Origin of the sequence: Trinickia violacea (assembly GCF_005280735.1) — a bacterium.
Taxonomy (GTDB): domain Bacteria; phylum Pseudomonadota; class Gammaproteobacteria; order Burkholderiales; family Burkholderiaceae; genus Trinickia_A; species Trinickia_A violacea.
Window position 1 is genome coordinate 3,327,001 of record NZ_CP040078.1, and the last position, 13,447, is coordinate 3,340,447.

General features: G+C 59.8%; 13 protein-coding genes and 2 pseudogenes. 3 read left to right on the forward strand and 12 right to left on the reverse strand.

Features of this window, described 5'->3' with window-relative positions:
- Nucleotides 1-18 precede the first annotated feature (18 nt).
- The 10 genes and pseudogenes from FAZ95_RS37030 to FAZ95_RS37080 all read right to left on the reverse strand — a co-directional run bounded on the left by FAZ95_RS37030 (nucleotide 19) and on the right by FAZ95_RS37080 (nucleotide 7,329).
- Entirely contained in the window at nucleotides 19-1,893 is a 1,875-nt protein-coding gene (locus FAZ95_RS37030; RefSeq protein ID WP_137337263.1) for a site-specific integrase, read from the reverse strand.
- A 25-nt stretch (nucleotides 1,894-1,918) separates the two neighbouring features.
- Nucleotides 1,919-2,365 (reverse strand): hypothetical protein, encoded by a 447-nt coding sequence (locus FAZ95_RS37035; RefSeq protein ID WP_137337264.1) that lies wholly within the window; start codon nucleotides 2,363-2,365, stop codon nucleotides 1,919-1,921.
- Between the two features lie 213 nt (nucleotides 2,366-2,578).
- On the reverse strand, nucleotides 2,579-3,433 hold the full coding sequence (locus FAZ95_RS37040; RefSeq protein ID WP_254700190.1) for a hypothetical protein: 855 nt from the start codon (nucleotides 3,431-3,433) through the stop codon (nucleotides 2,579-2,581).
- Between the two features lie 20 nt (nucleotides 3,434-3,453).
- The gene (locus tag FAZ95_RS37045; RefSeq protein ID WP_137337265.1) at nucleotides 3,454-3,789 is read right to left on the reverse strand and encodes a hypothetical protein; all 336 of its coding nucleotides are present in this window, start codon (nucleotides 3,787-3,789) and stop codon (nucleotides 3,454-3,456) included.
- A 549-nt stretch (nucleotides 3,790-4,338) separates the two neighbouring features.
- Nucleotides 4,339-4,587, reverse strand: coding sequence for a hypothetical protein (locus tag FAZ95_RS37055; protein ID WP_137337266.1), 249 nt, complete (start codon nucleotides 4,585-4,587; stop codon nucleotides 4,339-4,341).
- Between the two features lie 274 nt (nucleotides 4,588-4,861).
- Nucleotides 4,862-5,142, reverse strand: a pseudogene (locus tag FAZ95_RS40425) (N-acetyltransferase); the annotation flags it as partial.
- Between the two features lie 70 nt (nucleotides 5,143-5,212).
- Complete coding sequence (locus FAZ95_RS37065; protein ID WP_137337267.1) at nucleotides 5,213-5,554, reverse strand: hypothetical protein; 342 nt, start codon at nucleotides 5,552-5,554, stop codon at nucleotides 5,213-5,215.
- Nucleotides 5,555-5,598: 44 nt separating this feature from the next.
- Complete coding sequence (locus tag FAZ95_RS37070) at nucleotides 5,599-5,898, reverse strand: type II toxin-antitoxin system RelE/ParE family toxin (protein ID WP_137337268.1); 300 nt, start codon at nucleotides 5,896-5,898, stop codon at nucleotides 5,599-5,601.
- Entirely contained in the window at nucleotides 5,888-6,133 is a 246-nt protein-coding gene (locus tag FAZ95_RS37075) for a type II toxin-antitoxin system ParD family antitoxin (protein WP_137337269.1), read from the reverse strand. Before FAZ95_RS37075 ends, FAZ95_RS37070 begins: the two co-directional genes overlap by 11 nt.
- Nucleotides 6,134-6,408: 275 nt before the next feature.
- Entirely contained in the window at nucleotides 6,409-7,329 is a 921-nt protein-coding gene (locus FAZ95_RS37080; protein WP_137337270.1) for a hypothetical protein, read from the reverse strand.
- Nucleotides 7,330-7,920: 591 nt separating this feature from the next.
- On the opposite strand from FAZ95_RS37080, the gene FAZ95_RS37085 reads away from it, so the two are divergent.
- Nucleotides 7,921-8,073 (forward strand): PAAR domain-containing protein, encoded by a 153-nt coding sequence (locus FAZ95_RS37085; RefSeq protein ID WP_254700191.1) that lies wholly within the window; start codon nucleotides 7,921-7,923, stop codon nucleotides 8,071-8,073.
- Nucleotides 8,074-8,147: 74 nt separating this feature from the next.
- On the opposite strand, the gene FAZ95_RS37090 is transcribed toward FAZ95_RS37085, so the two are convergent.
- On the reverse strand, nucleotides 8,148-9,263 hold the full coding sequence (locus FAZ95_RS37090) for a terpene synthase family protein (RefSeq protein ID WP_217497459.1): 1,116 nt from the start codon (nucleotides 9,261-9,263) through the stop codon (nucleotides 8,148-8,150).
- Between the two features lie 60 nt (nucleotides 9,264-9,323).
- Nucleotides 9,324-10,223 carry an SAM-dependent methyltransferase gene (locus FAZ95_RS37095; protein ID WP_137337795.1) on the reverse strand — a complete coding sequence of 300 codons (900 nt, stop codon included), beginning with the start codon at nucleotides 10,221-10,223 and terminating at the stop codon, nucleotides 9,324-9,326.
- A 958-nt stretch (nucleotides 10,224-11,181) separates the two neighbouring features.
- Between FAZ95_RS37095 and FAZ95_RS37105 the strand changes: the two are divergent.
- Both FAZ95_RS37105 and FAZ95_RS40820 read left to right on the forward strand, forming a co-directional pair.
- Nucleotides 11,182-12,505, forward strand: a pseudogene (locus tag FAZ95_RS37105) (IS5 family transposase).
- 295 nt (nucleotides 12,506-12,800) lie between these two features.
- The gene (locus FAZ95_RS40820) at nucleotides 12,801-13,247 is read left to right on the forward strand and encodes a transposase (RefSeq protein ID WP_137337271.1); all 447 of its coding nucleotides are present in this window, start codon (nucleotides 12,801-12,803) and stop codon (nucleotides 13,245-13,247) included.
- Nucleotides 13,248-13,447: the final 200 nt, after the last annotated feature.

Sequence of the window (13,447 nt, forward strand, 5' to 3'; positions counted from 1 at the left end):
ATTTTCGGGAGACTTGCCTCAACTCGCCTCGCTCAACCGGCGGCCCAAGCGCGCGTGATATTTGGCGACTTCACGTCGCATGCGCCGCAGCTCCGCGGTGACGTAGGTGGAGGTGGTTTGCAGCGAGGCGTGCCCGAGCAGCTGCTGCACCACATCGAGCGGCACGTCGGCCGCCACCGACTGCGTGCCGAACGTGTGCCGAAACGCGTGCGGCGAGGTCCGGGCGAGCTGCCGACGCTCGGACTCGCTCAAATCGGGCAAGTGCTCGAGCAGCTGTCGGATGGCCCAGCCGGTCAGCCCGCGTGCGCCCCGCACCGAATAGCCGCCGGCCGTCTGCGCCACCTCGCCAGCCCCTTCATCCAGTCCGAACTTCTTTCTAGCGTGAGGCGTGAGCGGGATCACGAGCGGCGCCACCAGTGGCAGGTCTTCGGTTGCGGTGTCAAAGTCCAGCCCGCGATCGGCCCAGTGTGCCCGAAGTGCGTCGATCCCCTCCTCGCTCAAGGTCACAAAGCGCTCCTTGTCGCCCTTGCCCACCACCTCGAGCTGCCACGTGGCAGGCGTATCGTGCTTAGTGTCGTACTCGGCCGGATGCCATTGCAGCGCCGTGCGCGCACTGGCCGCCGCCTCGGCGACTCGCAGCCCCGCGTCGCCCATCAGGAGCAGCAGCGCGCGTGCGGCGCGCCAACGCGCCCCATCCGGGCCCGCGCTCTCGCTACGGTCGGCCAGAAACGCCCGCACCCGGGTCCACAGGCCGATCGGCAAGGCGCGCTCGATCTTCATCTTCTTCACGCGCTTGACGGTCTTGGGGTCTTTCACGGCACGCCACGGATTGCCGGCCAGGTACCGCACATCGACCAGCCAGTCGAACGCCGCGCGAATCGCGCGCACCGCGTAGCGCTGGCTGTCGGGCGAGAGGCCGCCGGGCGCGAACGGGCGCCAGCGGCCCGATTTGCGCGGCGCCGGGGGCCCGGTAAAGGCCTCCGCGGGTACGGCGAGAAACGCCTTGTACGCCTCGCAATCCTCGACCGTCAGCGACGACAGCGCCACGCCCCGCTGAGTGATCGACCACAGCAGCAGGCGCTCGAGCTCGCGGGTGTACGCGCGCTGCGTAGCCTCCTGGCCGGTGTAGCCATTCAGATAGGCCCGGATCGCATCGAGGTCGTGCCGCGCACGGACATACGGAAACGCCAGCGAGCGGTTCGTCCCGCGCTCGCCGGACAGGGCGTGCGGCACCGCGACCCGTTCGAGCGGCGCGAGGTGCCGGCCCGCGGGCTCGATCACGACGGTGTCGGTAGCGTCACTCCGCGCCGCGAGCGGATCGGCGAGCTCGACGTCCGCGGCGACCGTGGCCCCCAGCGTGTCGGCGTGCCGGCGAAGCCAGGCGACGATCACGCGCGCGCGATGCGCGCCGATGCGCGGCACAGAGCGCCACCAGCTGCCACCGCGCCGGTTGCAGAACGTGAGGAGCTCGCCCAGCGTGGCGAGGTGCGCGTGCGCAAGCCGCTCGGCGATCAGCGGCCGGAACCAGCGGCTCACCGAATGATTGGCCTCGGGCCTGGCCATCGCCCACTTCCCTGCCGACTCCTCGATCAGCTGCAGGGACACCGGCGTCAAGCGCGGCTCGCCGGTTTTCTCGATCGACTGTTTCAGGTAGCCGATAAGCACCGGCGAGCCTTCGCGAAGCGCGAGCGAGACCAGGTCGTCGCGCATCGTGCGCAGAAAACGCTCGAGCTCAGACGGAGCGTCCGCGTAGGGGCTCGTATCCGGATCGAAATACAGGCGCGCGATGGTCGCGATGGACACGCCCTTGACGCGGGCACGCAGCGCCGTGAACTCGGTCCGGCTGTAGGTCCTCGGCGCAGGCAATTCGAGCTGCTGTGGATGGTTCGCCATCAGGATTCCTCATTAGGATTCCGCATTAGGATGCCTCAGCTGCCGGGATCGGCGAGCGGCCACCGCTGCGGGTGACCTGGTCGACGCGCGCCCACGCGTCGAGCAAGCGGTGCCGCGGCACGCTGGCCAGCTGCGCATCATGGAGATTCACCAGTTGCTCGAGCACTGGACGTTCGTCCTCGGTCAGTGTGAACTTCCCGCCCTGCTCGCCGCGCATGACGCAGGCCTCGAGCGCCGCCTCCGCGCGCTGGAACAGCGCCAGCTCGGCCAGCTCAATGGCAGCGGCATCGCGCAGGAAGTATGCGAAATACAGCACGTTCATCAGCGGGGTCAGCATCGCGTCATCCGCCTGCCCGGCTCGCAGCGCGGCCAGCGCGAGGTGGTTCTTGAGCGAGAGGCGCGACACGTCGGCGGGCGGCAGCGGCAGCAGCTCGCTTTTCGTGAGCGGACGACGGGGCTTTCCGTTACGCATCCGGGCCGTCCGGTAGTTGAAACTGCAAGCCCGACAACGGCGAGGCAATCCGCGTGATGGTCTTCGCCGGACCCACAATCATGCGCGCTCGCGACGCGGTCAATTCCGTCCGGCTATAGGTATGCGGTGGAGGCAGCTCAAGCTGCCGTGGGTGGTTCGCCATGGCAATTAGATCAGTCCGATAGAGGCTTTTCGCATAACGGCGTGGATTCATCAGGCAGGTTGCTCGGTGTAACGAGGCTGATCCAGTTGTGCGCGCAACCAATCGTCGTCGGCGAGCGCACCGATCAGCGTTGGCGACACCGGCTGCCAGGCCAGGCCGACGTCGACGCGGGCCGGGCGACCGGCGCGGCGGCGGAGCGCATCAAGCCAGCCACCGGGCACCATGACGGGCTCCACCGTGTCACCGTCGACACGCCAATACCGTGTATCGCGCTCCGTGTGCACACGGATCAGCACGGTCTGGCAATCCTTGTTGTATGCGGCGTCGACGCGCTCACCGCGGCGCATCGCGTCTGCCATCACGGCCACAGCGCTACGCTTGATCGCGTAATTCTGAAGCTCCACCTTTTTCAGCACCGCGCACGGGCCCTGCTGCGCGGCCAGCCAACACACCCCGGCGACGAGCCGGTGCATGCCGTTCACACAGACAACCGCCCCGCCGTAGGCCCGCAGGATCAGCGGGTACGCCGCGCTTGGCGCCGGGAAATGCGTGTCGCCGATCTCGGACTCGAAGTAAGCAAGGGTGTCCATGCCCCAACCGGCGCCATGCACGCCGTCGAGGAGCGTTCGCCAGGTCAAAGCGTCGGGTGCGAATGCCTTGTGGAACAGGCCGACGATCGCGGTCACGGGCACATCGGCATAGAAGGTTGGCCGCACCGCCTGCCGCAAGCCGAACGTCCCAGCCAATAGTTCGCGGTCGAGCGCGACCGGCCGGTCGACGATCGATGTTGGCGCCCGCGCGAGCGCGGCGCGTATCGCCGGCAGCGCCGGCGCGTTTAGCATGCGGCGCGCACGCGCCTCACCATAGAGAAAAGTCAACTGCTGCAGGGTGGGCTGGTCGGTCATGAGCGGGTCCGATGGGCCATCTAGCGGGTCGCGGTCGCGAACGCGATCAGTCGCACCGCGAACGACAGCGCCGCATTGACCGCCGCGACCCCGGCCGGATCCAACCCGAGCGCGGCGCCGTCCGCGGCGCGCAGCGGCTGCAGGCCGTGCGCGCGCACGCGTTCACCGACCGCCGTCCAGGTGCCACCGGCGTCGAACGCCTCAGGGGCGACGTCGTATAGCACCGCGGCGGCCGCGCCGAGCGCGTGGCTCTCCTGGTCGCGGGTGGTGGCGGTCGCCAGCGCCGGCGCGAGCCGCAGCTCAAAGCCGTGGCGTTTGAGGCGCAGCAGCGCGCGCTGGGCGAGTTCGTCTTGCATCGGAGCTCCGGGTTCGACAGGCAGGGGGCGGGGGTCAGGCGGCTCGGCAAACCTAGGGTAAACACCTAATTCGCCCCCACCCCACCCTCACTTAAAGCAGATTATTAGCGATTTGGGGCATTAAACGCAAAGCCGCTAAATAGGACTTAGCGGCATTGACGACGGTCACACACCACCCGGCCGAGGTCGGCTCAGGACCGCCGCGCGGCCGGCGTGGCGGGCGCGAACATGGCTTACGAGCCCGTGCGACCGATACCCCAGAGTCGCACATTACGTGTGACGCTCGAGAGACTAGCCAATCTGTTGCTGTTAGTGATGGGCGATAACGTCAAGTTCGCGCTCGATCCAATGCGTCTGCCGCGCGAAAATCGCGACACCACCCAGCGCGAACAAAGGTGTAGCTCGATCGCTTGGCGACCCCGACCCGTCCAGATACGGCAAACACATGCGCTACCGCGGCGCCGAAACAAGAACGGGCCGCACTGGGTGCGACCCGCGAAACTTGGGTAAGCCAGGTGGGACAATCGCCCTACGCGCTATATGGCCAGGTCAGCACTCGCCCTTTTTGGCATGTCCTGGCGGACAGTGAACGTCGTGATGGCGGTCGTGTTCCTCCCAGTCGCGGCGCGCCCAGTACCGGTGGCCATCCCAGTACTGGTCGCCGTGCCACCCGACCACAGGTGCGACGACCACAGGAGCCGGCGTGCCAATATTGACGTTCAGCTCGACTGCGTTTGCGACGCTGGCGAAGCCGGTTCCAAGGCCCGCCGCCAGCGATATAAGAAGAAGAGGCTTCATGTCGTATTCCGAAACAGGATCAGATAGAGGCATGTAGCCCGTCGCTACAGAGGCCATGCCTGGGTTCGCCGGGACCGGTATTGCCCACTGGATGCAACGTGTCCGGCAGCGCAAGAATATGCGTTGCGCGACACTCAGACTGTCAACAATGTTCAATCCGTTCTTTCTAGCGAAGCCCAGCACAAGCCGGGACGCAGCCCACGGCGGTGCCGTTCTCCCTTGGTTGTCTTGACGCGCTTCGAGGCGTCGGGCGCCGATCGGAACCAGCGTTCGCCTACTTCACGACAGCCAATGGCAAGAACAGCGACAACGGAGTGCCCGCGAACTGCACGGAATGCCGGTAGAACTCGGCGGCGGATTCGCTTTTCGCATCTACCGTCAAGGCCGCCGCTGGAATCTTCGACTTCGCTGCCCGTTGAAGGGTGCTGACGAGCAACGCAGCGCCCAGCCCCGGTATTTCAGGTCGACCGCCAATCGGCCCATGCGAATCGCCGGAATCGACGGATACCGGGGCAGCTTGCGCGCCACGTCGTGTGGCAGATCCGCGAGCGCCACACGAGTGCGCAGCATTGACAATGGGTACAAACAACCCGGCCGGAGCCGGGTTTCGATTCCGCCTGGGGCCCTATTCCGCCTCCGGCTCGCTGAATCGAACGCGCTCCGGCGCCGGCAGCAGCAGGTCCGTGCGCTTCACGGGAGAGACGTCGACCCGCATGCTGGCCGGGTTCCAGAAGCCGGCGCTGCCTGCCTCGCGCGTGCCCGGTACGGCATTGAAGCGGATCGTACCGTTCGGGTGCAGGCTCACGCTCTGCAGCAAGGATGTGCTCACCAGCGCCGCGCGATTGCCGGACGAAACGCCGACCGACGGTATTTCGTAAAGCATGATGGCCCGATCCGGGTGCTCGGTTTGCAACTGTTCGATCTGCGCGCGCAGCGCGTCATAGGTCCATTTGGCGTCGTATGGCATGCCGATCTCCATCGGTTGGGAGTCCCCGGCCGCCGCGCGACGCCTTACAGGTGACGGTCGACGTCCATTCGCTGGTGCAGGATCCGGATGATGTCGAGCGTCCGATCCGTCTCCCGATAAAACACCACGTGCGAGCCGACCGCATACCGACAATACCCATCGCGCACGGTGCAGACGCAACCAATCTTGTCACCCCGCGCCAGCGCCTCGAGCGTCGCAATCAGGTCGCGGTGATAGCGATTGGCCTGATCCAGCGACCAGTGCTCAAACGTAAAGCGCCAGATATCCTCGAGGTCGCGCTCGGCCAGCGGCGTCAGCCGGAGCTGCCGCCCCTTAGCCGCCATGCGTCGCCCGCATCCGAGCCAGGAAAGCCTCGCTGTCGAACGGCGCGGGCGCGCCCGACGCCTCGCCGGCCTTCAGCGCCTCCTGCAAGGCACGCACTTGAGTTTCCTGCGATTCAAGAAGACGCAGGCCGGCCCGCACGACGTCGCTCGCCGAACCATACCGTCCGGTTTGGACCTGCGCATCAATGAATTCGGTGAAATGCTCGCCGAGCGAAACGGATGTGTTGCGTGACATGAGTGGCCTCCGGCTCCAGCGCCCACAATATACCAAATTTTGGTATCGTGTCGACTTACGGACGACGCGAGGAGTGAGCGGCATTGCCGACGGTCACACTCAACTCATTTGGGCCGCGTACAGGCCGATGCGCGGCCGCGTCCTGGGCCGCTAGAAACAAGTCCCCTCGTCGACCACCTGCAGGCGCCGTCGAAAGGCGGTCTGAATTGCGCTAATGGCAGCCGCAATATCAAAATCCGCCATTTCGGGCAAGTGCAGGAAAATCAAAGGCGCCCCTACCCGATCTCCCATGAAATCCCGGGAACAGACAGATTGATAGATGCGAGAGCTCCGCTTCCGGAAAGGGTGCCCCAGCCGGAAGCGGATATATCGGCCGCAGCCCATACGCACAAGAGATATTGGTGGTCGTTGTCGACCTCAAATGGTGCCGGCGAGAGCACGAAGCCGCTGTTTGCCCCCTCTGTAGCGCCGCCACCAAGCGAGGTGGACTCCGAGCAGAGGTTGATCTGCTGATTGACCACCAGGTCCTGATAGCTCCCGCTCCGATCAAAAATCAGGGTAGCCGTGCCTATCCAAACGTCGTAATGACACTCCGCAAACGTCGCGAAGCCAGACCAAAGGTATGTGTATCCGGGGTTGGCCCAGAACCGCAAAGTGGCAGTGTTCTGATCGAACGGATAAAAGTAGATGCCGAGGATCACGTTTGCGCTGATGCTCGTACTGGTAGCACCGGAACAGATAAAGATGCCCATGTCCCCCGACGACTTGTCGGCGGTTTCATCGTCACCCCCTGGGTTCCCGGATACCGCGTGCCAAGTCCCTGCATAGTCGTAAGGCGGTCCCCACGTAGCACCAAATGATCCTAGCCAGATTCGCTCTTTTTCTTTTACGGGGCGCGGTCGCGGCAGCTTGCGCTTTGCCCGGTCTGACAGGAGTTTGCGCATGTCCCTGAGCGCTTTGGCCGAATTCTGATCGTGGCTGATCAGTTCCAGAAGCGGCGAAATATAGCGTCGCATAGGTTCGGAGAACTGCTGTCGGGCGGTTTCCCGCGCATCGAACTCCGCCTTAAGCCGCCCGCTGAGTGCCTCCGAGACCGCTTTTTCGACGATCTTGGCATCGAGCCCTTGGCCCTGAAAAAGGCTCCGCACATCGATACCTCTTCCGACAGCGACACCGTGATTTTTCTTCTTTGGCATTGCCATCTCCTCGGGGAAAGGCACGCATTCAACCGTAGCAGACTCCCGCACAACTTCAAGCAAACCAACGCCCCCTGCGGTATCCCGCAGGAATGCCCAGAATTCAATTCCCCGTCAGATCAAGAAGGATCTCAAGATGGACCTGGGACGGATCGAACGTGAACTTCCGTAGCGCGACGACGAACAGCTGTTCGCCACCCTCCTCAGGAAATGCAATCAGGTCACCCTGACCGGGAAACGGCACGTGCTGTCGTACAGAAAGTTGGTGTTGTCCAGCCCGGCGCGCAACGCGAGCGCTCGCGGGGTGAAGGAAAGATTGATCTGCACGTTCTTTTAAAAAGAACGATCCTGCCGAGCAAACGCCTTCGCCATTGCTGGCGCTTTTGGTTTTTCACCGCCCGGGGACGGCTTAGCAAGATGGGGTATCCCGAAGCAACCGATTCCGGTTCTAACGCCTCTGGTCGAGGTCTTTTCAATTGGTTGTCCGTACCAGAGGTAATGTCAATCCGCTGTTTTTGGTGATGTGATGTTCACCCTCGGTGGATGAAAAATTGGGAGACTGGCAATGGAAAAGAATGACTGGCCCACCGGGTGACGTGTCCGCTTTGTGAACCACATGTCTTTGAAATTGCGGAAGGCTTGGACGGTTGCGTGGACTTTGGCCAACCCATGGCGGTAGAAGGGCATAAAACGACATGTGGAGCAGAACTTATTGCACAACCAGCAAGGGCTATCGATGACTGAGGACGGTGGACTTAGGTACGTATCGTCGCTGACTCCCCTGCCGCAACTCCCGGACACCCAGCAACAGTAGCTGTCTAAGAAAAGCCTTCCAACACTAGCTGCCAATAGGCAATAGTAGGGATGCTCGAAGGATCCGTGCTGGCGGTTGTTGGAGCATCTCTATATATAATGCGGTAACGCGCGTCCAGGACAGGAAGGTTGTGTTGATTGCGAGGACTAGCGTATCGAGGCGCCATACTCATCCAGCGTATTGATCCAGATATATAGTATTCCAAACTTTCCAAATACCGATCTAGCTCTGGGTTGGAGAGCTTCCCCAGTTGCTCTCTCAATTTTATGAACAAGATCATGGCATGATCACGTATCGCGACGGCTTCCTTCATCGCCTCCATGGGAAAGCATCTATTTCTATAGGAAATTATCTTAATGATGTTCGCTGCAATTTCGTTATTCTCCTTGGTATATGAAAACAGATCGTTGTCGCAGCTCACGATGAATCCTGCTATGTCAGTGATCACTTGCACGGGTTGAGAATAATGTATATCAGGATCTATATTTATGTTATTCGCGATTTCAGAAAACGTTAGTGAAAAACGCGTCCCATTGATAGAGGGCCGAATGCTTAGATATTCGTTCAGATTTGGTACAATGGCACGCTCCGCACAGCTTGCTTGCCATACCGCTCCAAGTAACCAGTCGCGCAAGCCCTCAGTGAAACGCCTTAGTTGAAATGGCGTAAGCATTGACCAGGTGCACGCAATCAGATCGTCGAAGGCAGCTTGCTGTGCGCCAAAATTAACATAGGCGCAGCCTGGCGATTCAAGACTCCGCACGACCTTGGCGCTCAAGTCCACTAAACGCGAGGTCGTGGACATGTCTTCACCTTGCATATCATGGGCGTCGTCGAGAGCGAAAGCCCATAGGTTCCATTTAATGAAAAGAAGAACAGCTTCGTCGCGACCGCATGGGGCGATGCGGCAACTGAAATCAGCACTATGAGTGGCGATTCCCCATGCTCGCTCGGTTTCGTTCGGGTATAGACCTACGGAATCCGCCCACAGAATTGCGGCTCGTTCAAGTTCCTCCATGTTTCCATGAATGGCGGAGTCGAGCGGGCAGTAAAATGCGGGCAGATCCGCTCCGATAACTGAATCGGGAACATTCATTTTCGTATCTGTTTGCTGGCTCATCAAGCGCACTTCCGCCACTCAAAAATTGATTGACAAATTACTCATCGCGGAAAGAATTATCTACCGCAAACGAAAACGCAGCATGCGCGTTTCAACCGCATGATCGCGCCAAATACGAAACAATTTTCCATGCGCGATTACCGACTCGATCAAGCGAGCCCGCTCAATTACCATTGGCTGAAGATGCTCACTATACGAATCCAATTTCATACTTGACCACGCCATGCTTTGCATCCAGAATTCGCTTACTCTGTCTGTAAGATCTTCATTCTGGTCTAATTCAAACCCTGCAGCATGCGCCGCATCAATGTATTCAGTTATAGTGCCAAGATGCGTCTTGTAATATTTATCGATGAAGCCTGCCCATTCATGGCGACAAAGAAAATGCTCCACGATACCGAACCATCCATTTGACTTCAAAGATCTCCCTACGATCTGAAAGAGTTTCACCCGATCCATATAGCCTGAGCTTTCAATGGCAACTGCGGCATCGTATTTCTGCTGTGGAATGAAATCGTGCACATCCGTGAGCAAAGTTTTAATTCGACGCTGTTCGTCAGCCTGTTTTGCAAAATCCGAAATGATCGGCACGTGTTCTGCCATATTCGTCAGCGCCGTTACGTTGGCGCCGTGCTCTTGCGCCCAATAAATTGCCCCTCCACCCAGTCCACAGCCGATATCGAGCAGTTCTGCCGCACGCAAGGATCTACCTATCCACGCACGCGCACAGTGAGTGATCAATGCCTCCTGAGATGTAACAAGCCGCTGCTGTATTATTTGCAAAGGAACTGTCGTATCTGTTGATTCGTTTGTGCTGAAATAGCCTACATGGAAATGTACTCGGGGCCCAGGGCCGTATTTGTGCAGAATATCGGAAGTCTTTTTCGAATAGTAATTTTTAACATCCGAAGACGATGAAATAAGGTCGTTTGCGCTGATATCATTCCACGAATGAGACATATTCAAGGCATCACTCCAAAATAGTTTGCAATATCAATAACCTGCCTTTCAATTACACGGCGCGCGCGTGGAACCGACCGTATTTTGGCAAGCAATGAGATCATTCTTACAAGCCAGGATTCCTTCTCGCTATGGCAGACTCGGTGGAGAGTCGGCTACGGAGTGGATACAAGCTTGAAACATCGCACCCACGGAAATGTCAATTTTTGTGAAATTGATGCATGAGGCATAGAAGACTGCACCAACTTTCAACTTTGTGAAAACTGGGGCACTAATCAGCGCTTTTTCCCAGATTGGCGATACTTTCAACGGCCTTCAGGTGGCGTCCTTTGACGCCAACCCTGGTAGCCTTGCCTTGTCACAACAGGTTCGTCGCAATGCGTCGAAGGTTCGCAAATTCGGTGCGGCGTTGTTCACGCGCACGCGACACTGATTCAATCTGAACAGGCTCCACGCGAATTTGATGTTCAGTTCACTGCCCGGTTTACGACAAGCGTTGAAGAAACTCAGCGGTTTCACTAGGATCGGGGGTGAGGAGTCCCATGTGGATACGATCCAGGAGGTGCTCCGTCGGACGGGCTTCAGTGGCCGTGCAGCTGAGGCATTCCTTGGGATGTCGCCAAAGAGTGACGGCCGGTCTGTCCGGAAGTGGATAAGCGGCGAGTCGTCGATTCCGTATTCAGCCTGGCCTTGCTATGTCAATCGGCCGGTCTGGGCGCTATCTAGGAAGATCGGAGCAACGCCAAACATGGCTGAGATATTCGATTTGCCTTCCCACGGAGGCATTAAGGGAAGAACAGCTGCCGTTGACCGATGTGTAGCGAGGCGACTCTGTAGTCGGGCCTGAACAATCCTTGAAGCCTTATAGGACAAGGCTTTGCGGGCTGATCCGTATTGAGGGAATTGCAGGAAGCAGGCATATTAATGGGTAAATCCTGCATTTTTTGACGAGGTGCGGATGGGCCCGAAGACGCCTGTGACGGAGGGAGATTTCTTCCGGCATCCATTGCGCGAACAGATCAACTTGAAGCACCCGCTGGTGGGTTTGGGCGATCTGATCAACTGGGATCGCTTAGGCGCGTCAATGAGTGAGGGCTTCGTTTCGCGCAAGGGTCGCCCGGCCACGTCCCCGAGGTTGCTCGCCGGCCTGCTGTATCTCCAACACGCATTCGACCTGTCCGACGAAGAGGTGGTCTGGCAATGGGTTGAGAACCCGTATTGGCAGGTTTTTACCGGCGAGACGTACTTGCAGACCGAGCCACCCGACCGACCCATCGAGCCTGACGCGCTGGCGAAAGCGCTTGGGCGAAGCGGGCGTTGAAGAATTGCTGGCCGAGACGATCGAGGTCGCCAAGCGCGCGGGTGTGATCAAAGCCTCAAGCGTGAAGCGCGTGATCGTCGATACGACGGTCATGCAAAAGGCGATTGCCCATCCCACCGATTCACGCCTGCTCGAACGATGCCGTGAACATCCGGTGAAGGCTGCCGCCCGCCACGGCCTGACGCTGCGGCAGAACTACAACCGCGAGGCCCCGAGCCTGGCCGGTCAGATCAGCCGCTATGCGCACGCCAAGCAATACAAGCGAATGAGAAAAGCGCTGCGCACGTTGCGCTCGCGCGTTGGCCGAGTGATGCGTAATGTGGAGCGGCAGCTCGATTCGGTCGCGCAAGGCAGCCGCGGTGCCTTGCAAGAGTTGATTGGACGCACGAAGCGGATTCTCTCGCAACGGCAGAAGGACAAGAACAAGCTCTACGCGCTGCACGCGCCGGAAGTTGAGTGCTTGGGCAAAGGTAAGGCGCGTACGCCGTACGAGTTCGGCGTCAAGGTGTCGATCACGACGACGCACAAGGAAGGGCTTGTGGTGGGGGCGCGCTCGATACCGGGCAAGCCGTACGACGGGCATACGCTGGCCGAAGCTCTGGAGCAAGCCGCGATCTTGAGCGACGTCCAACCCGAGATCGCTATTGTGGACCGCGGCTACAAGGGTATCGCCATCGATGGCGTGAAGATCTACCACCCGGGTTTGCGACGCGGCATCACTCGTGGACTGCGCGCGATGATCCGACGGCGCAGCGCCATCGAGCCCGCCCTCGGTCACATGAAGGCAGACGGCAAACTCGATCGAAACTGGCTCAAAGGCGCCCTTGGTGATGCGATCCACGCCGTGCTGTGCGGCGCCGGCCACAACCTGTGCATGATCCTTAGATAGCTGCGGCTTTTTTACGCCCTGATTCTCGTCGCCTTGCTCAATTGCGGCATGACTGCACTATCGGCAGCATGACGCTGTCGGCGACGAAAACGAATTGTTCAGGACGGACTAAAGAGCCGCGTCGCAAGATGCGAGTAGTCCGGTTTCATAGCGTGGATGTGATGATGCGGTTGAGTGCTCGCTGTCGATGGCGATTTACAATTGTCGATAATTGACAGTTTATAGGGGGCATCGCCAGTACCATCCACGGTGATGTTCAGGCGTGCAAATCCACTGTACCCCTCGACCTAACATCGGTTCATGTTTTACTGTCCACTCCGCGGGCCGGTCTATCGTTATCCGGCGCGCTTTTTTTCCGATCTGCGTTATGAAAGCTGAAACCCGGCATAAGCGGAGTGTCACCACGCTTAAGTGTTCGAAACTCGCCGCTGCCCAATCAGGTCGTGATGTCAGCGATGCGCAATGGTTCATTGTCCAACCGATGATTAAGGACTTTCACACCCGAGGAAGTCCGAATGGCCGGCCTCCGGTAAACCGGCGCGCGGTTCTGGACGGTATCCTGTGGAAGCTTGTCCACGTGGAAAAGGCCTGGTCCGCGTTGCCAAAGCGATATCCCAGTTATCAGACGTGCCACCGATATTTCATGCGCTGGCGTGATTCCGGCTTACTGCTTGCGATGCTGACAACGCTATTCGGCGAAACCGGCAAACCCCATGACTCCCCATTCACGATCGGCGCATGGGAAGCTGCGATGCCAAGTGCGGGTAGTCCGGCTTCATCGTGTTCACCTGACAGCGGACGGCAGCGCTTTTGAACCGAGGTCAAGCGCAGTGACAAACATTCAAAAACGTTCTTGTCCGAGCCAGCGAGACTTGCCTGCAAGTTGCTGCAATGCGTAGATGGGAACGCTAGGGGTGCTGCAGCCCAGAAAGCCTCGATCTCTCCCCGGAGTGAAGAGGCTTTCGTCTTTCTGGCTGCAACTTGGTTTGCCTCAAAAAGCATGAGTGGCCTTGT